This window comes from Pseudomonas sp. SA233, assembly GCF_054792385.1.
On the sequence record NZ_CP096449.1, the window covers coordinates 4084073 to 4110942 of the forward strand.

27 protein-coding genes are annotated in these 26870 nt (G+C 63.5%); 1 reads left to right on the forward strand and 26 read right to left on the reverse strand.

Features of this window, described 5'->3' with window-relative positions:
• Nucleotides 1-77: 77 nt before the first annotated feature.
• From fliA to M1D87_RS18935, 24 genes are all read right to left on the reverse strand, one after another.
• Nucleotides 78-818: an RNA polymerase sigma factor FliA gene (fliA, locus tag M1D87_RS18820; protein WP_003257298.1), complete on the reverse strand. Its 741-nt coding sequence runs from the start codon at nucleotides 816-818 to the stop codon at nucleotides 78-80.
• Entirely contained in the window at nucleotides 815-1648 is an 834-nt protein-coding gene (gene fleN, locus M1D87_RS18825; RefSeq protein WP_039612698.1) for a flagellar synthesis regulator FleN, read from the reverse strand. Before fleN ends, fliA begins: the two co-directional genes overlap by 4 nt.
• Nucleotides 1649-1741: 93 nt before the next feature.
• Nucleotides 1742-3049 carry a flagellar biosynthesis protein FlhF gene (flhF, locus tag M1D87_RS18830; protein ID WP_123083730.1) on the reverse strand — a complete coding sequence of 436 codons (1308 nt, stop codon included), beginning with the start codon at nucleotides 3047-3049 and terminating at the stop codon, nucleotides 1742-1744.
• An 11-nt stretch (nucleotides 3050-3060) separates the two neighbouring features.
• On the reverse strand, nucleotides 3061-5190 hold the full coding sequence (gene flhA / locus M1D87_RS18835; protein ID WP_013973588.1) for a flagellar biosynthesis protein FlhA: 2130 nt from the start codon (nucleotides 5188-5190) through the stop codon (nucleotides 3061-3063).
• Nucleotides 5191-5346: 156 nt separating this feature from the next.
• A complete protein-coding gene (gene flhB / locus M1D87_RS18840; RefSeq protein WP_015271208.1) occupies nucleotides 5347-6489 on the reverse strand; it encodes a flagellar biosynthesis protein FlhB in 1143 nt (380 codons plus the stop codon).
• Between the two features lie 2 nt (nucleotides 6490-6491).
• Nucleotides 6492-7268, reverse strand: a complete 777-nt coding sequence (fliR, locus tag M1D87_RS18845; protein ID WP_123083731.1) for a flagellar biosynthetic protein FliR — start codon at nucleotides 7266-7268, stop codon at nucleotides 6492-6494.
• Nucleotides 7269-7275: 7 nt separating this feature from the next.
• Nucleotides 7276-7545 (reverse strand): flagellar biosynthesis protein FliQ, encoded by a 270-nt coding sequence (gene fliQ / locus M1D87_RS18850; RefSeq protein WP_003257294.1) that lies wholly within the window; start codon nucleotides 7543-7545, stop codon nucleotides 7276-7278.
• Between the two features lie 21 nt (nucleotides 7546-7566).
• Entirely contained in the window at nucleotides 7567-8322 is a 756-nt protein-coding gene (gene fliP / locus M1D87_RS18855) for a flagellar type III secretion system pore protein FliP (RefSeq protein WP_003257293.1), read from the reverse strand.
• The gene (gene fliO / locus M1D87_RS18860) at nucleotides 8322-8756 is read right to left on the reverse strand and encodes a flagellar biosynthetic protein FliO (RefSeq protein WP_043936227.1); all 435 of its coding nucleotides are present in this window, start codon (nucleotides 8754-8756) and stop codon (nucleotides 8322-8324) included. The genes fliP and fliO overlap by 1 nt, the downstream gene beginning before the upstream one ends.
• A gap of 12 nt (nucleotides 8757-8768) precedes the next feature.
• Nucleotides 8769-9239, reverse strand: coding sequence for a flagellar motor switch protein FliN (gene fliN / locus M1D87_RS18865; protein ID WP_003257291.1), 471 nt, complete (start codon nucleotides 9237-9239; stop codon nucleotides 8769-8771).
• 47 nt (nucleotides 9240-9286) lie between these two features.
• Nucleotides 9287-10255: a flagellar motor switch protein FliM gene (gene fliM, locus M1D87_RS18870; RefSeq protein ID WP_013973595.1), complete on the reverse strand. Its 969-nt coding sequence runs from the start codon at nucleotides 10253-10255 to the stop codon at nucleotides 9287-9289.
• A 9-nt stretch (nucleotides 10256-10264) separates the two neighbouring features.
• Entirely contained in the window at nucleotides 10265-10762 is a 498-nt protein-coding gene (gene fliL, locus M1D87_RS18875) for a flagellar basal body-associated protein FliL (RefSeq protein ID WP_025340078.1), read from the reverse strand.
• Between the two features lie 188 nt (nucleotides 10763-10950).
• Nucleotides 10951-12213 (reverse strand): flagellar hook-length control protein FliK, encoded by a 1263-nt coding sequence (locus tag M1D87_RS18880; RefSeq protein WP_123083732.1) that lies wholly within the window; start codon nucleotides 12211-12213, stop codon nucleotides 10951-10953.
• A gap of 72 nt (nucleotides 12214-12285) precedes the next feature.
• Entirely contained in the window at nucleotides 12286-12633 is a 348-nt protein-coding gene (locus M1D87_RS18885; protein WP_025340080.1) for an Hpt domain-containing protein, read from the reverse strand.
• A 48-nt stretch (nucleotides 12634-12681) separates the two neighbouring features.
• A complete protein-coding gene (locus tag M1D87_RS18890; RefSeq protein ID WP_421091806.1) occupies nucleotides 12682-14373 on the reverse strand; it encodes a fused response regulator/phosphatase in 1692 nt (563 codons plus the stop codon).
• 8 nt (nucleotides 14374-14381) lie between these two features.
• Complete coding sequence (locus tag M1D87_RS18895) at nucleotides 14382-14687, reverse strand: STAS domain-containing protein (protein WP_013973600.1); 306 nt, start codon at nucleotides 14685-14687, stop codon at nucleotides 14382-14384.
• 191 nt (nucleotides 14688-14878) lie between these two features.
• Complete coding sequence (gene fliJ / locus M1D87_RS18900) at nucleotides 14879-15331, reverse strand: flagellar export protein FliJ (protein ID WP_039612694.1); 453 nt, start codon at nucleotides 15329-15331, stop codon at nucleotides 14879-14881.
• A gap of 6 nt (nucleotides 15332-15337) precedes the next feature.
• Nucleotides 15338-16696 carry a flagellar protein export ATPase FliI gene (gene fliI / locus M1D87_RS18905; RefSeq protein WP_015271217.1) on the reverse strand — a complete coding sequence of 453 codons (1359 nt, stop codon included), beginning with the start codon at nucleotides 16694-16696 and terminating at the stop codon, nucleotides 15338-15340.
• Nucleotides 16686-17480 (reverse strand): flagellar assembly protein FliH, encoded by a 795-nt coding sequence (gene fliH, locus M1D87_RS18910; RefSeq protein ID WP_039612693.1) that lies wholly within the window; start codon nucleotides 17478-17480, stop codon nucleotides 16686-16688. Before fliH ends, fliI begins: the two co-directional genes overlap by 11 nt.
• 161 nt (nucleotides 17481-17641) lie before the next feature.
• Complete coding sequence (fliG, locus tag M1D87_RS18915; RefSeq protein ID WP_003257289.1) at nucleotides 17642-18661, reverse strand: flagellar motor switch protein FliG; 1020 nt, start codon at nucleotides 18659-18661, stop codon at nucleotides 17642-17644.
• Nucleotides 18654-20432, reverse strand: coding sequence for a flagellar basal-body MS-ring/collar protein FliF (gene fliF, locus M1D87_RS18920; protein WP_123083734.1), 1779 nt, complete (start codon nucleotides 20430-20432; stop codon nucleotides 18654-18656). Before fliF ends, fliG begins: the two co-directional genes overlap by 8 nt.
• Nucleotides 20433-20447: 15 nt before the next feature.
• Entirely contained in the window at nucleotides 20448-20780 is a 333-nt protein-coding gene (gene fliE / locus M1D87_RS18925) for a flagellar hook-basal body complex protein FliE (RefSeq protein WP_013973606.1), read from the reverse strand.
• A gap of 224 nt (nucleotides 20781-21004) precedes the next feature.
• A complete protein-coding gene (locus M1D87_RS18930) occupies nucleotides 21005-22360 on the reverse strand; it encodes a sigma-54-dependent transcriptional regulator (RefSeq protein ID WP_047595711.1) in 1356 nt (451 codons plus the stop codon).
• Complete coding sequence (locus M1D87_RS18935) at nucleotides 22360-23577, reverse strand: sensor histidine kinase (protein ID WP_123083853.1); 1218 nt, start codon at nucleotides 23575-23577, stop codon at nucleotides 22360-22362. The genes M1D87_RS18930 and M1D87_RS18935 overlap by 1 nt, the downstream gene beginning before the upstream one ends.
• 357 nt (nucleotides 23578-23934) lie before the next feature.
• Between M1D87_RS18935 and M1D87_RS18940 the strand changes: the two genes are divergently transcribed.
• The gene (locus M1D87_RS18940; protein ID WP_232881489.1) at nucleotides 23935-24747 is read left to right on the forward strand and encodes an RHS repeat-associated core domain-containing protein; all 813 of its coding nucleotides are present in this window, start codon (nucleotides 23935-23937) and stop codon (nucleotides 24745-24747) included.
• A gap of 181 nt (nucleotides 24748-24928) precedes the next feature.
• Here M1D87_RS18940 and fleQ read toward each other — a convergent pair whose 3' ends face one another.
• Both fleQ and M1D87_RS18950 read right to left on the reverse strand, forming a co-directional pair.
• Nucleotides 24929-26404, reverse strand: coding sequence for a transcriptional regulator FleQ (fleQ, locus tag M1D87_RS18945; RefSeq protein ID WP_123083735.1), 1476 nt, complete (start codon nucleotides 26402-26404; stop codon nucleotides 24929-24931).
• Nucleotides 26405-26570: 166 nt separating this feature from the next.
• Complete coding sequence (locus M1D87_RS18950; RefSeq protein ID WP_061305947.1) at nucleotides 26571-26867, reverse strand: flagellar protein FliT; 297 nt, start codon at nucleotides 26865-26867, stop codon at nucleotides 26571-26573.
• Nucleotides 26868-26870 lie beyond the last annotated feature (3 nt).

The window sequence follows — 26870 nt, forward strand, 5'->3', positions numbered from 1 at the left end:
AGTCTCAAACGCGCTCGGCCCCGAGCGCGCATTCACAATTCGGTACAACGTAGAAAACGACTGCAACGACAACGGGCTCAACGCGCCCGCCATTCCCCCAGGCGGCTGCGCAGGCGCGCGGCACACTGGCTGTGCAACTGGCTGACCCGCGACTCGCTGACCCCCAGCACCTCACCGATTTCCTTGAGGTTCAGCTCTTCGTCGTAGTACAGCGCCAGCACCAGGCGCTCACGCTCCGGCAGGTTGGAGATGGCCTCGGTCAGGGCGGCCTGGAAGCGCTCGTCCTCCAGGCCGCGCGCAGGTTCTACCTGGCCACTGGCGCCATCCTCATGCAGCCCTTCGTGCTCACCGTCCTGCAACAGGTCGTCGAAGCTGAACAGGCGGCTGCCCAGGGTATCGTTCAAGATCCCGTAGTAATCATCGAGACTCAATTGGAGTTCGGCAGCAACTTCATGATCTTTAGCGTCACGGCCGGTTCTGGCTTCAACCGCACGCATCGCGTCGCTGACCATGCGGGTGTTGCGGTGCACCGAACGCGGTGCCCAGTCGCCCTTGCGCACTTCGTCCAGCATGGCCCCGCGGATGCGGATGCCGGCGTAGGTTTCAAAGCTGGCGCCCTTGCTGGCGTCGTACTTGTTGGCCACTTCCAGCAGGCCGATCATGCCGGCCTGGATCAGGTCCTCGACCTGCACGTTGGCCGGCAGCCGCGCCAGCAGGTGGTAGGCGATGCGCTTGACCAGCGGGGCGTAGCGTTCGATCAGCTCGTACTGGGCGTCTTTCGACGCTCGGCTGTACATCTTGAAACCGCTGGCGTTCATAGCACTGGACCCGCGCTGGTGGGTTGCACCAGACGCTCGACAAAGAACTCCAGATGGCCACGCGGGTTGGCAGGCAGCGGCCAGCTGTCGACCTTCTGGGCTATCGCCTTGAAGGCCAGCGCGCATTTGGAGCGTGGGAAGGCTTCGTACACGGCACGCTGCTTCTGCACCGCCTTGCGCACGCACTCGTCATACGGCACGGCGCCCACGTACTGCAGGGCAACGTCGAGGAAGCGGTCGGTGACCTTGGTCAGCTTGGCGAACAGGTTGCGGCCTTCCTGCGGGCTCTGCGCCATGTTGGCCAGCACGCGGAAACGGTTCATGCCGTAGTCGCGATTGAGCAGCTTGATCAGGGCGTAGGCATCGGTGATCGAGGTGGGTTCATCGCATACCACCAGCAGCACTTCCTGGGCGGCGCGGACGAAGCTGACCACCGAATCACCGATACCGGCCGCGGTGTCGATCACCAGCACGTCGAGGTTGTCGCCGACTTCGCTGAACGCCTGGATCAGCCCGGCATGCTGGGCCGGGGCCAGGTGCACCATGCTCTGCGTGCCCGAGGCAGCCGGCACGATGCGCACTCCACCAGGGCCCTGCAACATCACGTCGCGCAGTTCGCAGCGCCCTTCGATGACATCGGCAAGGGTCCGCTTGGGGGTAAGGCCCAGCAGTACGTCGACATTGGCCAGGCCCAGGTCGGCGTCGAGCAGCATGACCCTGCGGCCAAGCTCGGCCAGCGCCAGGGACAGGTTCACTGAAACGTTAGTCTTGCCGACGCCACCTTTGCCACCGGTCACGGCGATCACCTGTACGGGATGCATGCTACCCATGTCTGTTCTTTACCTTGTCTCGCTGGGACTCAGGCCACACGTAGGGCAATTCTGCGTACCCTTTGGCATAGCTACCTTGCACACACTTCATCATCAACCCGCTCGCCGTGGGTTGTGATAGAGATCAGCGAACATGTCGGCCATGGCCTCTTCGCTGGGCTCGTCCTGCTGCTGCACATTGACCGCGCGGGTGACCAACTGGTGCCCCCGAGGCAGGTGCAGGTCGTCAGGAATGCGCGGCCCGTCGGTCAGGTAGGCCACTGGCAGTTCATGACTGATGGCAAGGCTCAGCACGTCGCCAAGGCTCGCCGTTTCATCGAGTTTGGTCAGGATGCAACCAGCCAGGCCGCAGCGCTTGTAGCTGTGGTAGGCGGCGGTCAGCACCTGCTTCTGGCTGGTGGTGGCCAGCACCAGGTAGTTCTTCGCGGCAATGCCACGCCCGGCCAGGGTATCCAGTTGCATGCGCAGGGCCGGGTCGCTGGCCTGCAGGCCGGCGGTATCGATCAGCACCACGCGCTTGCGCAGCAGCGGCTCCAGCGCCGCAGCAAGCGACTGGCCCGGGTCGACGTAGGTCACCGGCACGTTGAGGATGCGGCCCAGGGTCTTGAGCTGCTCCTGGGCGCCAATTCGGAAGCTGTCCATACTCACCAGCGCCAGGTTCTGCGCGCCGTACTTGAGCACGTAGCGGGCGGCCAGCTTGGCCAGGGTGGTGGTCTTGCCCATGCCGGCCGGGCCGACCATGGCAATCACCCCACCCTCTTCGATCGGCTCGACCTCGGGGATTTCGATCATCCGCGCCAGGTGCGCAAGCAACATGCGCCAGGCCTGGCGTGGCTCGTCGATCTCGGCAGTCAGGTCCAAAAGTTCACGGGCGATCGGCCCGGACAGGCCGATACGCTGCAGCCGGCGCCAGACGGTGGCCTGCTGCGGCTTGCTGCCCTGCAGCTGGTTCCAGGCCAGCGAGCCGAGCTGCACTTCCAGCAGCTCGCGCAGGCCCGACAGCTCGGAGCGCATGGCATCGAACAGGCGCGGGTCGACCGGCGCCGACGCAGGCGCTGCAGCAGCCTCGGGAACATCGACATGCGGTTCGATCAACGGCTCGGCGGCGGTCAGCGACTGCCCGGCGAACAATTGGCGGTTGTTGTCGCTGCTGTCCTGGCGGTGGCCCAGCTCGGCCTGGGCAGTGGCGATGCGCGTATGCGTCTTGCGCAGCTCTTCTTCCAGTTCGGCGTTGGGCACACGTGGAGCCAGGGCGGACAGCTTGTAGTCCAGCGCGGCCGTCAGCTCGACACCGCCGGCGATGCGACGGTTGCCGATGATGGCGGCATCGGCGCCCAGCTCATCACGGACCAGCTTCATGGCCTGACGCATATCGGCGGCGAAAAATCGCTTAACTTGCATTATCCCCTACCTCAGCCGTTAGGGCCCACGGTGGCAACGATGGTGACTTGCTTGTTGTCCGGTATTTCCTGATACGCCAGAACATGCAAATTCGGTACAGCCAGGCGGCCGAAACGCGACAGCATGGCGCGGATCGGGCCGGCGACCAGGAGGATGGCCGGCTGGCCCTGCATTTCCTGGCGCTGGGCCGCCTCGATCAGCGAACGCTGCAGCTTCTCGGCCATGCTCGGCTCCAGAAGAACACCGTCTTCCTGACCTTGCCCGGCCCTTTGCAGACTATTGAGCAAAATCTGTTCCAACCTTGGCTCCAGGGTAATCACTGGCAGCTCCGACTCAACGCCGACAATGCTTTGCACGATGGCGCGACACAATCCGACGCGCACCGCCGCCACCAGCGCGGCGGTATCTTGACTCTTGCCGGCGTTGTTCGCGATCGCCTCGGCGATACTGCGGATATCGCGCACTGGCACCTGTTCCGACAACAGCGCTTGCAGCACCTTGAGCAGGCCCGACAACGAAATGACACCCGGCACCAGCTCTTCTGCAAGTTTAGGCGATGCCTTGGCCAACACCTGCAGCAGTTGCTGGACCTCTTCATGGCCGATCAGCTCGTGGCAGTGCTTCTGCAGAATCTGGTTCAGGTGGGTGGCCACCACGGTACTGGCGTCGACCACGGTGTAGCCCAGCGACTGCGCCTGGGAGCGCTGGCCGACATCGATCCACACGGCTTCAAGGCCAAACGCCGGGTCACGCGCGGCAATGCCGTTGAGGGTACCGAACACCTGCCCCGGGTTGATTGCCAGTTCGCGATCCGGGTAGATCTCGGCTTCGGCCAGGATCACCCCCATCAGGGTCAGGCGATAGGCGCTGGGCTGCAGGTCAAGGTTGTCGCGGATGTGCACGGTGGGCATGAGGAAGCCCAGGTCCTGCGACAGCTTCTTGCGCACGCCCTTGATCCGCGCCAGCAACTGGCCACCCTGGTTGCGATCGACCAGCGGGATCAGCCGGTAGCCGACCTCCAGACCAATCATGTCGATCGGTGTGACGTCGTCCCAACCCAGCTCCTTGGTTTCCAGCGCGCGTTGTGGCGATGGCAGCAGGTCCTGCTGGCGCTGCGCTTCCTGCAGCGCCTGCGCCTTGGCCTTCTGCTGCTTCTTCCACACCAGGTACGCGCCACCACCGGCCAGCAGGCCAAGGCTGAGGAAGGCCACGTGCGGCATGCCCGGCACCAGGCCCATGACGATCATCAGCGCGCCGGACACCGCCAGGGCCTTGGGCGAATCGAACATCTGCCGGTTGATCAGCTTGCCCATGTCCTCGGAGCCCGAAGCACGGGTAACCATGATCGCGGCAGCGGTGGACAGCAACAGTGATGGCAATTGCGCCACCAAACCGTCACCGATGGTCAGCAAGGCGTACACCTTGCCGGCATCGCCAAAGCTCATGCCGTGCTGCAGCATGCCGATCAGCATGCCGCCGATCAGGTTGATGAACAGGATCAGCAAACCGGCGATGGCGTCACCGCGAACGAACTTGCTGGCACCGTCCATCGAACCGTAGAACTCGGCTTCCTGCGCCACTTCGGCACGACGGTGCTTGGCCTGGGCCTGGTCGATCAGGCCGGCGTTGAGGTCGGCGTCGATGGCCATCTGCTTGCCGGGCATGGCGTCGAGGGTGAAACGCGCGCTCACTTCCGAAATACGCCCGGCACCCTTGGTCACCACCACGAAGTTGATGATCATGAGGATGGCGAACACCACGGCACCGACCACGTAGTTACCGCCGATCACTACCTCGCCGAAGGCCTGGATCACCTTGCCGGCGGCGCCGTGGCCCTCCTGGCCATGCAGCATCACAACCCGGGTGGAGGCCACGTTCAGGGCCAGGCGCAACAGCGTGGCCACCAGCAGGATGGTGGGGAATGCGGCGAAGTCGAGCGGGCGCAGGGCGTAGACGCAGACCAGCAGGACCACGATCGACAGGGCGATGTTGAAAGTGAAGAACACGTCGAGCAGGAACGGCGGTATCGGCAACATCATCATTGCCAACATCACCAGCAGCAACAGCGGCACACCCAGGTTGCCCCGGCCGAGCCCGGCCAGGTTGTTACGGGCGTTGCTGATTAACTGAGTGCGATCCACCGCGAGTCCTCTTGATGCAAAACTTTGACGCACAGGGGGCGCCTGGCGCTGGCTTTGCAAGAAGCTTTCCAACTTTGCTCGATGGGTGATTTATGTTGCCTGTTCCGGCCTCTTCGCGGGTTCACCCGCGAAAGGGCCAGAAGCCCTGACACAAGGTCAACTGTCGCGGCGCAGGTCCGGTGGAATCGGCAGGTCGTCCTTCAGCGGCTCTGGCCGCTTGCCCTTGCCAGCCCGGTACTGGCGGATCTGGAACACGTAGGCCAGCACCTGCGCCACCGCCAGGTAAAGCCCGGCAGGGATTTCCTGCTCGAGTTCGGTGGAGTAGTAGATCGCCCGCGCCAACGCCGGCGATTCGAGGATCTGGACCTTGTGCTCCACGCCGATCTCGCGAATCTTCAAGGCAATGAAATCCGTCCCCTTGGCCAGCAGCAACGGCGCCGCCCCGCCTTTCTCAGGGTCGTATTGCAAGGCCACCGCATAATGCGTCGGGTTGGTAATGATCACGTCGGCTTCCGGGACAGCCGCCATCATGCGCCGCTGCGAAGCCTCACGCTGAAGCTGGCGGATACGCTGCTTGACCTCGGGCTTGCCTTCGCTGTCCTTGTACTCGTCCTTGATTTCCTGCTTGGTCATCTTCAGTTTGTTGTGCGTCTGCCACAGCTGGAACGGCACGTCCGCCGCCGCAATCAACAGCAGCCCGGCCGACATCCACAACGCGCTCCAGCCCACCACCTGCAGGCTATGGATGATCGCCTGCTCCAACGGCTCATTGGCGATGGCGAGCAGCGCCTGGCGGTCGTTGACCAGCACCACTACCGCCACGACCAGGATCACGAAAAACTTGGCGAGCGCCTTCAATAGCTCGGTCAAGGCGTTCATCGAGAACATGCGCTTGATCCCCGACAAGGGATTCATGCGGCTGAATTTCGGCTGCAGCAGGCTGCCGGAAAACAGGAAACCGCCCAAGACTATCGGCGCGACGAAGGAAATCACGAACAACAGGATCAAGATCGGCTGCACCGCCCAGATGGCCATCTTGCCCGAGGCCAACAGGAAGGCGCCCATGGCGCGCTCATCGACGATGAAGTCGCGGGTCAGGCTGAAGTTCATGCGCATGATCGCCAGCAGTGTCTCGGCCAGGTGGCCGCCGAACGCCAGCAGGCCACCAGCGCCGGCCAAGGTCACCGCCACCGTGTTCAGCTCCTTGGAACGCGCGATCTCGCCTTTCTCGCGGGCATCGCGCTTGCGCTTGTCGGTGGGTTCTTCTGTCTTGTCCTGACCGCTTTCGCTTTCCGCCATGCTCAGCGCGCCCTTGCCAGATCACGCAGCCATTGCAGCGCTTCGCTGGCCAATGCGTGGTAATGGGAAAGTATGTCGGCCAGGCCGACCCAGAAAATGAACATGCCCATGACCAGGGTCAGCGGAAAACCGATGGAGAAAATGTTCAACTGCGGCGCGGCACGCGTCATCACGCCAAAAGCGATGTTCACCACCAGCAGCGCGGCGATAGCCGGCAGGATCAGCAGCAGGCCGGCACCGAACACCCAACCCAGGCGCCCCGCCAGTTCCCAGAACTGATTGACCACCAGCGCGTTGCCTACCGGCAAGGTGGTGAAGCTTTCGGTCAGTACCTCGAACGCCACCAGATGGCCGTTCATCAGCAGGAACAGCACACTCACCAGCATGGTCATGAACTGGCTGATCACCGCGACGTTGACGCCGTTGGCCGGGTCGACCATCGATGCGAAGGCCATGCCCATCTGCACCGCGACGATCTGGCCTGCGATCACGAAAGCCTGGAACAGCAACTGCAACGACAACCCGAACAACGCCCCGACGATGACCTGCTCGGCACACAGCAGCAGGCCGCGCAGGCTCAACGGGTCGAACTCGGGCAAGGGTGGCAGGGCCGGGACGATCACCACCGTGATGGCCACCGCCACGTACAGGCGCACCCGCGCCGGCAGCATACGGGTGCCGAAGATCGGCATGGTCATCAGCACCGCCGTCACCCGGAACAACGGCAGGATGAAGGTCGCGACCCAGGTGCCGATCTGCGTGTCGGTCAGCTCCAGCATCGGCGCGTCAACCGATCAGCTGAGGAATGTTGGTATAGAGACTGGTGAAGTACTCCATGAACTTCTGCACCAGCCACGGCCCGGCGATGATCAGCGTGACCAGCATCACAAGCAGGCGCGGCAGGAAACTCAAGGTCTGTTCGTTGATCTGGGTGGCGGCCTGGAACATGGCCACCACCAGGCCCACCAGCAGGCTGGGCACCACCAGTATGGCGACCATCAGGGTGGTCAGCCACAAGGCATCACGGAACAGGTCGACAGCGACTTCAGGTGTCATCGGCGGCTCTCCTTGACGGCGTCAGACGCCGCCGAAACTGCTGGCCAGGGTACCCATGATCAGCGCCCAGCCATCGACCAGCACGAACAGCATGATCTTGAACGGCAGCGAGATGATCAGCGGCGACAGCATCATCATACCCATGGCCATCAGCACGCTGGCTACCACCATGTCGATGATCAGGAACGGGATGAAGATCATGAAACCGATCTGGAACGCGGTCTTCAGCTCGGATGTCACGAACGCCGGCACCAGGATCGTCAGCGGCACCTGGTCCGGGCCGGCGATGTCGGTACGCTTGGACAGGCGCATGAACAGGTCGAGGTCGCTTTGCCGGGTTTGTGCCAGCATGAAGTCCTTGAGCGGCCCTTGGGCCTTGTCGATGGCCTGCTGGGCGGTCATCTGCTCCTTCAGGTACGGCTGCAGGGCGTCCTGGTTCACCCGGTCGAACACCGGCGCCATGATGAACATGGTCAGGAACAGCGCCATGCCGGTCAGCAGCTGGTTCGACGGCGTCTGCTGCAGGCCCAGGGCCTGACGCAGGATCGAGAACACGATGATGATGCGGGTGAAGCTGGTCATCAGAATGACGAACGCCGGGATGAAGCTGAGCGCCGTCATGATCAGCAGAATCTGCAGGCTGACCGAATACTCCTGCTGCCCGTCCGCGGTATTGGACAGGGTAATGGCCGGGATCGACAGCGGGTCGGCACCCAGGGCCAGCGGCGCAGCCAGCAGCAGCGCCAGAGTCAACAACACACGCAGCGCGCCACTCATCACTTCTTGTCCTTAGGGTCCTTGCCCATCAGCTCCATCAGCCGCTGGGCAAACTCCGGCGTCGCCTGGCGGGCGTTTTCCGGCACTTCCACGGGTTCGGCCAGCACATGCAGGGCCTCGATGCTGCCAGGGGTATGGCCGATCAGGATCTGCTCCTTGCCCACCTGCACCAGCAGCAGCCGATCACGCGGGCCGATGGCCCGGCTGCCGACGATCTCGATCACCTGCCCGCCCTTTACCGCCGTGCTTTGCATGCGCCGCAGCAACCAGGCCAGGAAGAAGATCAGGCCGACCACCAGCAGCAGGCCGAAGACCATCTGCGCCAGCTGCCCACCGAGGCTGCCAGGCGCGGTTGCCGGGGTTGCCGCCGGTGTGGCCGCGGCCAGGCAAGCCTGGCTGGCGAGCAGCGCGGCAGCCGCCGCGATGGCGCGCATCGTGCCCTTCACTCAGCGCAGCTTCTTGATACGTTCGCTGGGGCTGATCACGTCGGTCAGGCGGATGCCGAACTTCTCGTTGACCACCACTACCTCGCCATGGGCGATCAGCGTGCCGTTGACCAGCACGTCGAGCGGCTCGCCGGCGAGGCGGTCGAGCTCGATCACCGAGCCCTGGTTGAGCTGCAGCAGGTTGCGGATGTTGATCTCGGTGCTGCCCACTTCCATGGAAATGTTCACCGGGATATCCAGGATCACATCCAGGTTAGGGCCTTCGAGGCTGACGTTTTCGTTCGGCTTCGGCGAGCTGGCGAACTCCTCCATCGGCAGGCGGCCCGCGCCGCCGGTGCTGCTACCGGTGTCACCACCCAGCAGTGCATCGATATCGGCCTGGCCGGCTGCACCGGTTTCTTCCAGTGCCGCAGCCCATTCATCGGCCAGTGCCTGGTCCTCTGCGGAGGTGATCTCGTTTTCGTTAGCCATGGTTTCCTCGACAGGCATTCAATTCGTTATGTGCGACCGGCACGCCGTCAGCGGCGTTCGATCGGGTCGATGATCTGCAGCGCCAGGTTGCCCTTGTGCGAACCCAGGCGCGCCTTGAACGACGGCACACCGTTGGCACGCAGCACCAGGTGCTCGGGCAGCTCCACCGGGATCACGTCGCCAGGCTGCATATGCAGGATGTCGCGCAGCTTCAGCTGGCGCCGGGCTACGGTGGCGGTCAGCGGCACGGCCACGTCCAGCACATCCTCGCGCAGGGCCTTGACCCAGCGCTCGTCCTGGTCGTCCAGGTCGGACTGGAAACCGGCGTCGAGCATTTCCCGCACCGGCTCGATCATCGAGTACGGCATGGTCACGTGCAGGTCGCCGCCACCGCCGTCCAGTTCGATGTGGAAGGTGGACACCACCACCGCCTCGCTGGGGCCGACAATGTTGGCCATGGCCGGGTTTACCTCGGAGTTCATGTACTCGAAGGTGACCGGCATGATTGCCTGCCAGGCTTCCTTGAGGTCGACGAAGCACTGGTCCAGCACCATGCGCACCACGCGCAACTCGGTGGGGGTGAACTCGCGGCCTTCGATCTTGGCGTGGCGGCCGTCGCCGCCGAAGAAGTTGTCCACCAGCTTGAACACCAGCTTGGCGTCGAGGATGAACAGCGAGGTACCGCGCAGCGGCTTGATCTTGACCAGGTTGAGGCTGGTCGGCACGTACAGCGAGTGCACGTATTCACCGAACTTCATCACCTGCACGCCACCCACCGCCACGTCGGCGGAGCGGCGCAGCAGGTTGAACATGCTGATACGGGTGTAACGGGCGAAGCGCTCGTTGATCATTTCCAGGGTCGGCATGCGACCCCGCACGATACGGTCCTGACTGGTCAGGTCGTAGCTTTTGATGCTGCCAGGCTCGGATGCACTCTCGGTCTGCACCAGCCCGTCGTCGACGCCATGCAACAGGGCATCGATTTCATCCTGGGACAGCAGGTCCTGTACGGCCATTGCGGACTCCTACTGCAATACGAAATTGGTGAACAGCAACTGGTCGACGACCGGCTTGCCGACTTCCTTCTGCGCCACTTCCTGGACCACTGCGGTGGCCTTCTGGCGCAGCATTTCCTGTCCCACCGGGCTACCGGCCAGGGTGTCGAAGCCTTGCCCGGAGAACATCATCACCAGGTTGTTGCGGATTACCGGCATGTGCACCTTGAGGGCGTCCAGGTCAGCCTGGCTGCGCGCTTGCAGGGTGATGCTCACCTGCATGTAGCGCTGGCGGCCGTTCTGGTTGAAGTTGACCACGAAGGCCGGGGCCAATGCTTCGTAGATGGCCGCTGGCTTGACGTTGCTGGCTGCAGGGTCGGCGGCCGGGGCTGGCTCGCTCTTGTGCATGATGAACCAGGTAGCGCCCACCGAAAGGCCGATCGCCAGCAACAGGCCCACTACTGCCAGCAGGATCAGCTTGAGTTTGCCTTTAGTGGCGGGGTCTTTGACTGCTTCGCTCTTCGCCATGCCAATAATCCGTCGTCCATCGGGGGTTCAAGGGAGGATGGCTTGGCTTGAGCAAGTGTTATGCCAGAATGGAACTGGAAAGCCTGAACCGACCTCTTCGCAGCACAAGGCTGCTCCTACAGGGAACGCATTCCCTTGTAGGAGCAGCCTTGTGCTGCGAAGAGGCCGGTTCGGAAAAAAAAGAAATATCAGGCGTAATAATCGACCGCACTGTCACCAACAACCACCTGCTGCTCCACAGGCCGGGCGCTATCGACTGCCTCGGCCCCGCCCTGCTCGGCCCGGCGCGCCGCCACCCCGGACAGGTTGCTGCCCTGCGCCTGACCCTGCTGCTGTTGCTGCTGCCCGCGCGACTGGTCGGCCACGTTGACATCCGGCTGTGCCAGACCCTGCTGGGCGAACAGCTCGCGCAGGCGGTGCACCTGGCTGTCGAGGGCGTCACGCACGCCGGCGTGGCCGCTGATGAAGGTGACCTGGGTCGACTGGTCCGTCGCAACATTGACGCGAATGTCCAGGCGGCCCAGTTCAGCCGGTTCCAGCTGGATATCCGCCGACTTGAGGTTCTGGCTGGACAGGTACATGACCCGGTTGACCAGGCCCTCGGCCCAGGCGTTCTGGTTCATCGGCAGCGGTTGGTGCAATGGGCTGGCACTGGCCGGCACGGCATTGGCGGTCTTGGCCGTGGCGGCCTGGGTCAGGTTGGCCAGGCGGTTGGCGAAATCGTCTACGCGTGTATCGCTGCCAGCGCTCTTGGTGTCCTTCAGGCCATCTTCGAGCAAGGCAGCAAAGGCCTTGTCGCCGGGCTCGCCCGCTTCACCCTCGGCATTCTCGACCAGATTCGCCAAGGTATTGACGGCGGCCTGCCCCTCCTCGCCCTGAGCCTGCGAAGGATCCAGGGCATGCGCCGAGGTCGCTCCCTTGGCCTGGGCACTTTGCTCCAGCGCCAGGCGCAAGGTCGGCAGGTTGGCCAGAGGATCGGCGTCGGGATCGAAGGCTTCCTCGGCGGCCGGCTCCTCGGGCAGCTCGGCGGTGACCTGCGCCGCGGCGGCCTGCAACACCGGCGCCACCGCCTCGGCCTGCGCCTGGATCAGCTGAGCGCCAGGCTGGGCGTCGGTTACCTGGCCGGCCACCAGGCTGGCATCGCGCAAGCCGGTGTCAGCCTGGGCCTGGTCATCGGCTGGCAATTGTTTGCCGTCATCGGCAACCGCGGGTTTGTCGGCAGCGGCTTTCTTGCCGCCCTGCGCCGACTCGGGCTTGTCCTTGGGCTTGGCCTGGGCGACCTTGTCGTCCTGCCCTGCGGCCTTGTCGCGGCCCTGCCTGGCCATCACCTGGCCGAAGCCGTCGCCCTTGTCGCCCAGCGCCTGCAGCGGCTTGTCGGCCTGTGCGGTGGCCGAACGCGAGGTATTGGCAATGGCGTTGCCTTGCAACAATGGGTTGGGTGCGACAGGCATCGAGCGGTCTCCGCGCCAGAAACAAAAAAATCATCCAGCCAGAGACAGGCAAGACTCGCGCCAAGTCGTGTATCAACCCGCCGAAATGCGTTGCTGCTCACCTCGGTAGAAGCGCTGCACCTCGACGAACTCCAGGTCGATGCGGTTGATCAGGTCCTCGATGCCATACAGCGGAGGCCGCCGCGCGCGCTCCTCCAGTTGCTGGCACAGGCTGGCCAGTGCAACCGCGCCCATGTTGCTGCTGCTGCCCTTGAAACTGTGGGCCGCAGAACCGAGCTCTTCGGCACTTTTGGCCGCATGCAGCTGGCCCAGGCGCCGCTCGGAGTCGTCAAGAAAGGTTTGCACCAACTGCAGGTAGCCATCTTCCATGACCTCACGCAGGTCGCTGAGTACCTTATGGTCAATATGCATGTCAGTCACTTGTTCACTCCTTGATCAAGCCAGATTATGCCCGAGCCAACCCGTGGCTCACCAGACGAACTCCACATGCGCGCAACGCCCGCCCTCACTCCAGCAAGCGCTGCTGGCCAGCCGCCTTACCAAATTCAGGCCACGCCCACTCAGCCCCTGCTCCAGCGTGGGCCGCGACAGCACGCGCTGCACATCGAACCCGGCACCACTGTCACGGACCTCGATCATCAGACGCCCGCCGTCGGCATGCGGTTCAACCTTGAAATCGATGCGCACGTAACCGTCGGTCAGCACCCCAAGGCGCCGGGCGCGTTCCTGATAATAGTCGGCAAAGCCTTGTCCATCGCGCTTGAGCTGCGAGTTCAGACCCAGCACGCCATGCTCCAGGGCGTTTGAATACAGCTCGCTGAGCACACTGTGCAGGTTGCCGGTGCGCGCACGCAGGCCATGAATCTCTTGCAACAACTGCACCAGATACGGCACCGGGTTGAAGCGCTTGAGGCTCTCGCCACGCACCTCGAACCCCAGCGACCAGTCCAGCGGGCTGGAACGACCGCTATCAGAGTAGATCATCGGCGCCGGTACCCGCTCCTCGGCACTGAACATACGAATGTCGCACAGGCTGATGTCATCGCGCGGGCGCCCGCCAAAGCGCTCCAGGGCCTGCATCACTTCGTCGAACAGCCGCGCCGGGTCACGGTTGTCGGCCAGCACCGTGTGGAGGCGCTGCACACCGAACAGGCGCTCCTGGTCGTCGGCCGTGTCGAGCACGCCGTCCGATAGCAGCAGCAGGCGTTCACCCGGCGCCAGCGGCAACACTTCGGTACTGTCATCGAAACGCTCGGCGTTCAGGATGCCCAGCGGCAGGTGCCGCGAACCCAGCGCCGACAGCACCTGGCCATCTACTGCCAGGCGATAGCCATCAGGCATGCCGCCATTCCACACTTCCACCGAACCGCGCTGCATGCTCAGGTTGAGCAGCAGCGCACAACAGAACATGTCCACCGGCAGGATGCGCTTGAGCTTGGCGTTCATCTCGCGCAGGACCTGCGCCATGCCGTAGCCCTTGGCAGTCATGCCGTAGAACACTTCAGCCAGCGGCATCGCCCCTACCGCCGCTGGCAGGCCGTGGCCGGTAAAATCGCCGAGAAGCACTCGCATGTCGCCGGACGGAGTGAACGCGGCCAGCATCAGGTCGCCATTGAACAGCGCATACGGCGATTGCAGGTAGCGGATGTTGGGCGCGGCAAGGCAGCCGGAATGGGCCACCTTGTCGAACACCGCCTTGGCAACCCGCTGCTCGTTGAGCAGGTGGTGGTGGTGCCGGGCAATCTGGTCACGCTGCTCCATCACGGTGGCCTGCAGCCGGCGCAGGCGGTCCATGGCGCGGATCTTGGCGCCGAGAATCACCGCACTGTAGGGCTTGGCCATGAAGTCGTCGCCCCCTGCCTCCAGGCAGCGCACCAGGCCTTCCTCCTCGTTCAATGAAGTCAGGAAAATGATCGGCACCAGCGCTTCGCCGGCCAGGGCCTTGATCTGCCGCGCCGCCTCGAAGCCGTCCATCACCGGCATCAGCGCATCCAGCAGCACCAGTTGCGGGCGACGCTCGACGAACAACGCCACCGCCTGCTCGCCGTTTTCCGCGGTAAGTACCTGATGACCTTGACGGCGCACGATCTGCGCCAGGAGCAGGCGGTCGGCGGCACCGTCTTCAGCCACCAGCACGGTCAACGCCTGTTCGGCCGGCATGTCGGCGCTCAACTGATATCGAAGAGTTTTTCGAAATTGGAGATGGCGAGGATCTTGCGCACGTCGGAGCTGGCATGCACCACACGCACATCCGACTCATCGCCGCCCGCATGGTCACGTAGCAACAGCAGCATGCCGAGCGCGGAACTGTCGAGGTAGGTAGTGTCCTTCAGGTCGACGACCACCGAATCTGGCCGGCTGGGCTGGCGTTCGTAGGCGTCGCGAAATTCCTGGTGCTTGCCGAAATCGAAGCGCCCCTTGATCTTTATCGTCAGCTTTTTCCCGTCCTGCGAAAAATCAGTCTCGACTGCCATGCTAGCGATTCCTTCGATGATGGCGGATGCAACTCCATAAAGGTTTAGCAGGCGATGGCGGGGGTGGCAAGCATGTGGGCTGCCTGTCCCGGCCTCTTCGCGGGTGAACCCGCTCCCACAGGATCTCCACAAATTCGAATCCTGCGCCGTGCCTGTGGAAGCAGGTTTACCCGCGAAGAGGCCAGTACAGGCTATAGGTGGTTCTGCCGCGGCAGGCGTTGTGACAGCTCGTCGAGCAGGCGCTGCTCGCGCTTGTCTTCGGCCCGCCGGGCTTCCTCCAGATAGCGCTGCACCAGCTTGCGCAGGCCTTCCACCCGGGCATAGGCCTGCTGCCAGGTGCCTCGGGCATTGTTGAGGTTGTTCTGGTGCCAGACCAGGCTCTGGCGCTGCTGGGTCATGGCCGTTTCCAGCTGCCCGAGGAAGCGCTGGTAATTGACCAGCCAGCTACCGTTCACCCCCTGCCCGCCACGATTGATCCACTGCAGCTGGTAATCCTCGCGAAACCGCTCGAGCTCGGCCAGTTTGGCCTGGGCCGTGGCCACCTGCTGCTGGAACTGCCCAAGGCGCTGGGCCGCCTGGCGCTCGGCCTCTTCGGCCATGTCCACCACCGGCGCCAGGCGCGCGGCACGTCCGGGCAGCGCCATGGCCTATCAACCGCCCGCCGGGGGCGCAAAGATAGCCCCCAGCTGTTCGCGGCTTTGCGCCATGCCCACGCTCTCGCGCAGGCCCTGGCGCAGAAACTCCACCAGCTTCGATTGCAGGGCGATGGCCAGGTCGGTTTCCGGGTCGCCACCCGCCACGTAGGCACCCACGCTGATCAGGTCGCGGCTCTGCGACAGGCGCGACCACAACTGCTTGAACTTTTGCGCCTGGCGCAAATGGTCGGCATCGACCACCTGGGGCATGACCCGGCTGATCGAGGCTTCGATGTCGATGGCCGGGTAATGGCCTTCCTCGGCCAGCCGCCGCGACAGCACGAAGTGGCCATCGAGCACACCGCGCGCCGCGTCGGCAATCGGGTCCTGCTGGTCGTCGCCCTCGGACAACACGGTATAGAACGCGGTGATCGAACCACCACCTGGCTCGCCGTTGCCGGCCCGCTCCACCAGCTTGGGCAGCTTGGCGAACACCGACGGCGGGTAACCCCGGGTGGCCGGCGGCTCGCCGATGGCCAGGGCGATTTCACGCTGGGCCTGGGCGAAACGGGTCAGCGAGTCCATCAGCAACAGCACGTTCTTGCCCTTGTCGCGGAAGTACTCGGCAATACGTGTGCAGTACATGGCGGCGCGCAGACGCATCAGCGGCGCATCGTCGGCGGGCGAAGCGACCACCACCGAGCGCTTGAGGCCTTCCTCACCCAGGATATGCTCGATGAATTCCTTGACCTCGCGACCCCGCTCGCCGATCAGGCCGACGACGATGATTTCGGCTTCGGTGAAGCGGGTCATCATGCCCAGCAACACCGACTTGCCCACACCGGTACCGGCGAACAGGCCCAAGCGCTGGCCGCGACCGACCGTGAGCAGGCCATTGATGCTGCGAATTCCCACGTCCAGCGGCTTGCTGATGGGGTCGCGGTTCAACGGGTTGATCACCGGGCCATCCATCGGCACCCAGTCCTCGGCCTTCATCCCGCCCTTGCCATCCAGCGCGCGACCGGCGCCGTCGAGCACCCTGCCGAGCATGCTCATGCCCATGGGCAGGCGGCCGCTGTCATCCAGCGGCACCACCCGCGCGCCGGGGGCGATGCCGACAATGCTGCCGACCGGCATGAGGAATACCTTGGGCCCGGCAAAGCCCATGACTTCGGCCTCCACCTGCACCGGGTGGTAACTGTCGTCGTTGATTACCAGGCAGCGGCTGCCGACTGCAGCGCGCAGGCCTTCGGCTTCCAGGGTGAGGCCGACCATGCGTAGCAGGCGGCCTTCGACGATGGGCTGGGCCGGCAGTTCGATGGCCTCGGCGTAACTGCCCAGGCGTTTGCCGAAGCTGGTGCGTTCAAGATGCATCCGGGCTACCCATGGCACGCTCTGGCAGGCTGTCCAGGTCTACCGACATGTCCGGCGCTGCCGGGTGCAGCGAATGGTCGTGCAACTGATCGAACAGTTGCGCCACGGCTTTCTCGATGCGGGTTTCCATGGTCGCGTCGATGCGGCTGTGCGCGGTCTCGATACGGCAGCCGCCCGGCAGCAGCGCGCTGTCTTCTAGCAGCCGCCAGCTTTCCTCATGGCGCTCGCGCAGGGCCTTGGCCAGCTCGAAATCCTGCGGGTTGAGATGGATGCGGATATTGTCCGCGCCCATGGGCAGCAGCTTGAGCGCTTCGCGCAGTACCTGGGTGATCTGGCTGGAATCGCCCCGCAGTTCGCGACCGATCACCTGGCGGGTCATGTGAGCCACCAGGTGGACCAGGGCTTTCTCGATCTGCGTGTCCTGCTCGGCGATCGGCTCCATCAGGTTGGTCATCAGCCGGTCGAGGCTCTCCAGCTTGGTCTTCAGGGCCTCTTCGGCTTCCTGGCGGACCTTGAGCTGGGTGCTATGGAAGCCCTCGCGCTCACCGGTGGCAAAGCCTTCGTTGTAGGCTTCCTGGCGGATGGCCTCGAGTTCTTCCAGGGTCAGCGGCTGGACTTCTTCCAGCGGCACTTCCTCGACTTCTTCCTCGACTACCTCGGGCTCCGGCTCCGGTTCGGGCTCAGGCTCGGGTTCCGGGTCGAAGCTGGGCAGCGCCCATACGTCCACGCCCTCGAGGTCGCGGGCGCGGATCAGGTCGCTGGGGTGATGTTCTTTGGTGGGCATGCTGTCATGTTCTCAAACCATGTTCAGCCGACACGGTCCCTGTGGGAGCGGGTTCACCCGCGAATGCGTCGGCAGCGACAACCTCTATCGCCAGGTCCGACGCCTTCGCGGGTAAACCCGCTCCCACAAGGGGCGGCGTCGGCTTTCAGATCGCGAAGACCTTAGATCATTTCCTCGGCGCCCTTGCCGCCGAGCACGATCTCGCCGGCCTCGGCCATGCGGCGGGCGATGGTGAGGATTTCCTTCTGCGCCGTTTCCACATCGCTGACCCGCACCGGCCCCTTGGCCTCCAGGTCGTCGCGCAACAGTTCCGAGGCACGTTTGGACATGTTCTTGAAGATCTTGTCCTTGACCCGCTCGTCGGCGCCCTTGAGCGACACCACCAGCACGTCGGACGAGACTTCGCGCAGCAGCGCCTGGATGCCTCGGTCGTCGACGTCGGCCAGGTTGTTGAAGACGAACATCAGGTCTTCGATCTGCTCCGACAGGTCGCTGTCGATTTCGCGGATCGCGTCCATCAGTGCACCTTCCACCGAGCTGTCGAGGAAGTTCATGATGTCGGCGGCGCGCTTGATGCCACCCAAGGTGGTACGCGCCGCGTTGGAGTTGCCCGAGAACTGCTTCTCGAGGATCTGGTTCAGCTCCTTCAGCGCCGCCGGCTGCACGGTGTTCAGCGACGACACGCGCAGGACGATGTCCAGGCGCACCTTGTGGTCGAAGTTGCTCAGCACTTCGCCGGCCTGGTCGGGGTCGAGGTAGGCGACCACGATGGCCTGGATCTGCGGGTGCTCGTAGCGGATCACGTCGGCAACGGCGCGCGGCTCCATCCACTTCAGGCTGTCCAGGCCGCTGGTGTTGCCACCGAGCAGGATGCGGTCGACCAGGCCATTGGCCTTGTCCTCGCCCAGGGCCTGGTTGAGCATTTTGCGGATATAGGCATCGGAGCCCACGCCCAGGCTGGTCTGGTCGCCGACGATTTCGACGAACTCGCTCATCACCTGCTCGACCTGTTCACGGTGCACATTGCCCATCTGCGCCATGGCCACACCCACACGCTGCACTTCCTTGGGCCCCATGTGCCGCAGCACCTGGGCGGCATCGGTCTCGCCCAGCGAAAGCAGGAGGATCGCCGCCTTGTCGACGCGGCTCAGCTTGGCGGTAACGGCTCGGTTATCACTCATCGGCGTTGATCCACTCTTTCACGACCTGGGCAACGCGGCCCGGGTCTTCGGCCACCAGGCCTTTGATTGCGTTGAGCTGTGCCTCGTAACCCTCGTTCGGGCTAGGCAGCAGAATGCTTGTCGGGCCACCCAGAGTGACGCGGTCGTTGGCCAGTTCGCCATCCAGACCCATCATGCCGCCCAGCTCCATGTCGCTATCCGAGGCAGCCTGCTTGCCGCCCCCTGTAATGTTGTTCAGCACCGGGCGCAGCACACCGAACACCAGCACCAGGATGAACACCACGCCCAGCACTTGCTTGACGATGTCCCAGAACCACGGCTGCTGGTAGAAGGCGATATCGGCGATCTCTTCGCCACGGTCGGCGGCGAACGGCACGTTGATCACCGTCACACTGTCGCCACGGCTGGCATCGAAGCCGACCGCGTCCTGTACCAGGCGAGTGAAGCGTGCCAGGTCCTCGGCGCCCCATGGCGCACGGGTGGTGTCGCCGGTGGCCGGGTCAATCTTGACCTGGTCGTCCACCACCACCGCCACCGACAGGCGGGTCATGCGCCCCTGCTGCTGGCGGGTGTGGCTGATGGAGCGGTCCAGCTCGAAGTTCTTGGTGCTTTGCTGGCGCTTGTCCGACGGGTACGGCGCGAGCATCGGCTGGCCGGTGGCCGGGTCCATGATCTGCTGGCCGTTGGCATCCACCAGCGGCTGGCCAGGCTGGATGGCCGCGGCCGGGGTAGCGGCACCACCGGTGGTCTGCGGTGCCGAGGCCGGGCCTGGCGGCTGGTTGCTCAGTGCGCCGGGGACACCTTGCGGGCCCTGGCTGCTGGCACGCTGTTCGTCGACCGACTGCTCGCTGCGCAGTGCCGGCTGGTCGGGGTTGAACTGCTCGGAGGTGGATTCGACCGCGCTGAAGTCGAGGTCGGCAGACACTTCGGCCTTGTAGCGGTCATTCCCCAGCACCGGCTGCAGGATGTTGTGCACCCGCTGGGTGAGCATGCTTTCTACCCGGCGGCTGTAGTCGAACTGTTTGCCTGCCTGGGTCAGGGCGGTGTCCTGGATCTGCTCGGACAGCAGGTTGCCCTTCTGGTCGACCACGGTGACCTGGGACTTGTCCAGTTCCGGCACGCTGGTGGCGACCAGGTTGACGATGGCCATCACTTGCCCGGCTTCCAGGGCACGGCCCGGGTACAGCTCGACCAGTACCGAGGCGCTGGGCTTGCGTTCGTCACGCACGAACACCGAGCTTTTCGGGATGGCCAGGTGCACGCGCGCGCCCTTGACGTTGTTCAGGCTGGACACGGTACGCGCCAGCTCGCCTTCCAGGCTGCGACGGTAACGGGTGGCTTCCATGAACTGGCTGGTGCCCAGGCCCTGTTCCTTGTCGAGCAATTCGAAACCGACGTTGCCATCGCTTGGCGCCACGCCGGCGGCCGCCAGTTTCAGGCGCGCACGGGAGAGGTCGTCGGCCTTGACCAGCAGAGCCCCGGAGTTGGGCTCGACGTTGTAGGGGATGTCGGCAGCGGCCAGGGTATCCATGACCTGCTTGGTGTCCATGCCCGCCAGGCTGCCGTACAGCGGACGGTAATCAGGTTGTTGCGACCACAGTACCACGGCAAAGCCGATCGCCACGCTGGCGGCCAGACCGACCAGAAGGCCGATCTGACGCAGCATGGGCATCTGCGCGATATTTTCCAGAAACGCCATGCCGAACAGCGGCGGCTTGGCCGCGGGCGGGCCGCTCTTGGCAGGGGCGTTGTCGACGACTGCTTCAGCCATGGTTTACGTCCGTCCTCAAACCGGCATCTGCATGATGTCCTGATACGCCTGGACCAGCTTGTTGCGTACCTGGGTCAGGGCCTGCATCGACACGCTGGCCTTTTGCGAAGCGATCATCACATCGGTCAGGTCGACGCCACTCTTGCCGATCTCGAAGGCGTTGGCCAGCTGGGTCGAAGCCTGCTGAGTCTCATGCACCTTGCCGATGGCCTGGCCGAGCATGTCGGCAAAGGTACTCTGCCCCGGTGCCAGCTCGGGAGCGGCGGCCACCTTGGGCAGCGACATGGCATCGGCCTGCATGGCCCGCATGTCCAACATCAGACGATTGAATTCAACACCTTGGCTCATGACCCTTCTCTCTCCTGCGGCCGCATTTTTTTGACAGTGATGCGGCGGATAGCCAACGTAAAGCAACAAAGGTGCCAGCCTTGGCACGCGCACCTCGGTTCACTGTAGGAGCAGCCTTGTGCAGCGAAAGGGGCGTTTGATGCAACAGACCACCTTCTGCCTTGCTGGCCTCTTCGCAGCACAAGGCTGCTCCTACAAAGGCTGCGCAAGCTCTGAGGTTTTTGTCAGCCGAACAGGCTGGCCTCGACGTCAAACCCGGCATCGCGCATCTGCGCCAGCTTGTAGCGCAAGGTACGCGGGCTTATCCCCAGGCGTTCGGCCGCCTCCTTGCGGCGGCCGCGCTCGGCTCGCAGGGTGTCGATGATCATCTGGTACTCATGGCGACGCATGTCATCGCCCAGCCCGCCAGGCTCGGCCACCACTTCAGGTGATGGCTCGATGCCAGCTGACAATGGAATGGCGCCTGCCAGACAAAAATCCGCCGCCTCGATCACCCCGCCCTGCTGCAGGATCAGCGCCCGCTGCAGGGCGTTGTCCAGTTCGCGTACGTTGCCCGGCCAGGCATACGCCTGCAGGCAGGCCCGGGCCTGGGGCGACAGGTGCACCGGGGCGTGCTTCATCTTGGCCACGTGACGCGCCAACAGGCGCTCGGCCAGTTGCAGGATGTCACCCGGGCGTTCGCGCAGCGGGCGCCAGGCCAGGGGGAACACCGAAAGGCGGTAGTAGAGGTCTTCACGGAAACGCCCGGCCGCCACTTCGCCAGCCAGGTCACGGTTGGTGGTGGCCAGCACACGGATATCCAGGCTAATCGGCTTGCGCCCGCCTACCCGCTCCACCTCGCGCTCCTGCAGCACGCGCAGCAGCTTGGCCTGCAAGGCCATCGGCATCTCCGAGATCTCATCAAGCAGCAAGGTGCCGCCTTCGGCCTGCTCGAACTTGCCGGCCTGGGCAGCGATGGCGCCAGTGAAGGCACCCTTTTCGTGGCCGAACAGCGTGGCCTCGAGCATGTTGTCGGGGATGGCAGCACAATTGATCGCCACGAAGGGCTGCGCTGCCCGCGACGATTGCTGATGAATGAAGCGCGCCAGCACTTCCTTGCCGGTGCCGGACTCGCCCGAAATCAGCACGGTCGAGTCACTGCGCGCCACCCGCGCGGCCAGCTCCAGCAACTGTCGACTGGCTGGTTCGCAGGCCACCGGGCCTTCTTCTTCAGCCACGCGCCCGGCGGCATGCCGCTCGACCAGGCTGAGCAACGCCTTGGGCTCGAACGGCTTGACCAGATAGTCGGCGGCGCCTTGGCGCATCGCCTCGACGGCACGCTCCACCGCGGCATGCGCAGTCATCAGCAACACGGGCAGTTGCGGTTGCTGGCGGCGCAGCTGGGCCAGCAGTTGGTGCCCATCCATGCCTGGCATGTTCACATCGCTGACTACCAGGCTGAAGGCCTCCTCCAGCACCGCTTCCAGCGCTTCTTCGGCACTGCCCACCGCCTGGTAGGCGAAGCCGCCGATTTCCAGGGTATCGCCCAGCGCCTGGCGCAATACGCGGTCGTCCTCGACCAGCAGCACCTTGATCGTCATTACATGCCCTCCGCCAGCTGCCCGTCGATCAACGGCAGTTCCACCCGCACACAGGTGCCACGGCCAACCCTGGAGCGCAGGCGCAGCGTACCTTGGTGCGCGCGCACCACGGCCTTGACCACGGCCAGGCCCAGGCCGGTGCCAGTGGCCTTGGTGGTCAGGAACGGCTCGCCCAGGCGGCCGAGCAGGTCGCCATCGATCCCACTGCCGGCGTCGCTTACACACAGGTGCAGGCTGCACTCGCGGCGGAACAGGTGCACCTTCAGTCGCGCCGGGCCGTCGCTGGCTTGCAGCGCATTTTCGATCAGGTTGAGCAATGCACCAACCAGGGTGTCGCGGTTGCACAGTAGCTCACCCAGGTGGCTGTCGCACTGCCAGCGCACGGCGTGCCCTTGCACATGCGCCTGGGCAGCCTGCTGCAGGGCCTGGAACAAGGCTTTTGGCGTGACTCGATCATTCAGCGGCAGCTCGCCACGGGCGAATACCAGCATGTCGCGCACTTGGTGTTCCAGCTCGTGCAAGCGTTCCTTCAGGGTACCGGCAAAGCGCTGGCGGGTTTCCGCGCTCAGCTCTTGTTCGGGATCAGCCAGGTGGCTGGCGTAGAGCATCGCCGCCGACAGTGGCGTGCGGATCTGGTGCGCCAGCGAGGCGACCATGCGCCCCAGCGAAGACAGGCGCTCGTGGCGAGCCAGCTGGTCCTGCAGGCGACGGGTTTCGGTCAGGTCGTTGAGCAACACCAACTGGCCAGGCTCGGCATCCAGCGAGCGAGTGGCAATGGACAGACGGCGGCCGTCGCGCAGCGAGACTTCGTGACCGTCATCCTTGCGCGGGGCAAAGCTGCGGGCGATCACCTGGCGCCACAGCTGGCCGACCAGCGGCTCGCCGAGCAGTTCGCAGGCGGCCGGGTTGGCTTCGCGCACCAGGCCCTGGCCATCGATCACGATCACCCCGCCGGGCAGCAGGTCCAGCAGGTTCTGCAGGCGGTTGGCGAGGCGCTCTTTTTCACTGAGCTCAGCGATACGCTGGGCACTGACCACCGCCAGCTCGCCCTTAAGTTCGCTGACCCGGGCTTCGAGCAGGCTGTAGGACTGACTGAGTTGGCTGGACACCTGATTGAACAGGGCGAACGCCTGCTCGACACCCTGGCGGCTGTCCTGCTCGACCGGGGTTTGCCCCTGCGGATCAGGGGCTCGGATTACGTGGGCGGCCTGGGGCATCTTGCTCTCTCGCATGGCTGACCGTCATAAAAACGGTGTTTGCCAGCGGTGTAGCAATAGCCGTGCCGGAGATGGGGTTTTGTACAGGGCTTGCGCTTTGGAGTCAGGAGCAGATCGCGCAGCCCCTCGCGGATGGCCATGCCCATGGGAGAGACGTGGTATTTGCCCCGGTGCCCGCTTTCAAACTCGCCACAGGCCTGCCCAGCCGCCTCTGCATCAAGACAGCCTGGTCAATCGCTTGCGGCCCCTTCACCGGCTTCCGTCACCGTTTCCGGGCCTGACAAAACTGCTAGTTGTGACGCCCCACGTTGTAAATCTACTTTGAACCCGGTGTGTCCAACAACGGAGCCATTGATCATGCATACCCAACCGCCCGACCAGAAAGTCCCCCTGGAAATGAAACAGAAGAGTCATCACACAACGATGAATTACAGCGCCTACGGCCTACATACCGACTGCGGCTCAGCGGCTCCAGCACTTGCCTACAACGGTGAGCATCACGACCCGTTTTCCAGGCTCTATCTCCTGGGAAACGGCCATCGCCCCTACAGCAGTCGATTGATGAGATTCAACACATCTGACTCACAGAGCCCTTTTTTACTGGGAGGGCTCAACAGCTACTGCTATTGCAACGGCGACCCGATCAATTTTTCAGACCCAAGTGGACAAATGCGCACCCCGCTCAGACCTGTCAACACCCCCCAACGTCGCTATGGAGGCAATCCCACTCTCCGCGAATCCTCGCGTTTGCGTCAGCGTGAGAGATCCCTCAGGGCCCAAGCTGGACAAGCCCGTGCGAACGCAAGACGAGAAACTCGAGAAGCCCAAGCCGCAGCAGAGCGCGAGGCACATTCCAGGGCGGAGATGAACAACACGAACAATCCGATTCACCGAGAAATTTTTAGTAGCGTTGCGGATATGAATCATCAACAACGATCGAGTTTACTTGCCAGCAGCGTGAATCACTGGACACATAACCTCTCTCTTACGAGCGAAGCCGAAAGATTGGCTCGAACCCGGATTGCCCTGCTTCTGACCGAATACGAAAACGTTCCTGCGCCCCAGGTAAACCCACCAAACATACCGGCCCAAGCAACTCAAATGACTACACCCGTACAGACCTTGGGTACATTGATTCGACGAACCACTGTCAGAGGTACCAATACATGAGGCAGAACAAACCAGACGGTGATGCCCCCTTAAGCACGCCTGCTCCCCTTTTGAGCGGGCCGCTGTGCTACCCGGGGAAGTTGAGCGTTCAAGTTCAAAAATGACCTGAGGAGGCGAGTGAGGCCGCGCTGGCGATCTGACGGACACCATCAAGACCAAACCGGACACCCCGCCGCGGCCGTCAATCCTCCGCCTGGTCCTCGCCCCCCTGACGGCTCATGCCGTACTTGCGCATTTTCTCTACCAGAGTGGTACGGCGAATGCGCAAACGTTCAGCTGCACGTGCAACGATACCGTTGGCATCGTCCAGCGCCTGCTGGATCAGGCCCTGCTCCAGGCTACCCAGGTAGTCCTTCAGGTCCAGGCCTTCAGGTGGCAGCATGGCGTGGTTGCTGAAGTTCGGCGTATGGCCGTTGATTGCGACGCGCTCTTCCAGGTCGCTGCGCAGGCTGTCGACCATCTGCTCGTCTTCGTCATCGACGTAACGGAATTTCTTCGGCAGCTCGGAAACGCCAATCACCCCGTACGGGTGCATGATCGCCATACGCTCGACCAGATTGGCCAGCTCGCGCACGTTACCCGGCCAGCCGTGGCGACACAGCGACATGATCGACGCGGAGTTGAAGCGGATGGACCCGCGCTTCTCATGCTCCATGCGCGAGATCAGCTCGTTCATCAGCAGCGGGATGTCTTCCACCCGCTCACGCAGCGGCGCCATCTCGATAGGGAACACGTTCAGGCGGTAGTACAGGTCTTCGCGGAACGTGCCCTCCTCGATCATGGTCTCGAGGTTCTTGTGGGTCGCGGCAATGATGCGCACATCGATGCTCTGGGTCTTGTTGCTGCCCACGCGCTCGAAGGTACGCTCCTGCAGCACGCGCAACAGCTTGACCTGCATCGGCAACGGCATGTCGCCGATTTCGTCGAGGAACAGGGTACCGCCGTTGGCCAGCTCGAAACGCCCGGCACGGCTGGTGATCGCCCCGGTGAAGGCACCCTTCTCGTGACCGAACAGTTCGCTTTCCAGCAACTCGGCCGGGATCGCGCCACAGTTGACCGGCACGAACGGCGCTTCGCGGCGTTTGGAATGGTAGTGCAGGTTGCGCGCGACTACTTCCTTGCCGGTGCCGGACTCACCCAAAATCAGCACGCTGGCATCGGTGTCGGCCACCTGCTGCATCATCTGCCGCACGTGCTGAATGGCACGGCTGGTGCCGACCAGGCTGCGGAACAGGTTGGGTTCGCGCTGGCGACCACGCTCGCGCGCCTGGTCGTACATCTCGCGATAGACCTGGGCACGGTGCAGCGAATCCAGCAGCTGGCTGTAGCTTGGCGGCATTTCCAGGTTGGAAAGCACCCGGCGGCGAAGGTCTTCCGGGAACTCCGCAGAAGAAATTTCACCTAAAAGCAGAACCGGAAGGAACTCATCCCACCCAGTCACTGTCTTAACGAGCCCAAGCACACTGCCCGGGGCATTTACAGTGCCGATAAGCACGCACAACACTTCGCGACTCGAAGACAACGGCTCGACCACTTGCTGCCAGTCCTGGCTGGAGCAAGCGAGGTTTTCTTCGCCGAGGAAGTTAAGCACCACCGCCAGGTCGCGGCGGCGTGCGCTGTCGTCGTCGATCAGCAGAATCTTGGTTTCACGCCACATGCAATAGCAACTTCCCTAGTCATATCGGCGCCCGAGGGCGTGCTCGACATCATTCCGACTGAATGGTCAGTGTTCGGACGTCTGAAATTCGAAAACAGCCACTAGTAAAGTCAAAAAACACCAGCCAGTCAAATTAATGGCGCATGGCTTTTGGCAACATCTGTGGTCAGGTAAACAAATGGTATACCTTTGCCGCGTTCTTCGCCTGACGGATTTTCGTCATTTCATCGACCAGGGATTGACGTTCGCCACTTGCAACTGCGATTAGTTGGCGGTAGACAGCCATCAACTGCTCTAGGCTACCACGTACTTCCGCTTCGTTTTCATGAGCCTCGGCAAGCACATCGTCGACACACAGCCGGCATTCCAGGTCGAGCTCGCCAACTGTACCCCAGTCGCGATCAGCCAGCGCCGCCAGCAAGGCTTCTCGGGTGTGCTCTATACGGGCGATAACCTCGCTCATGTC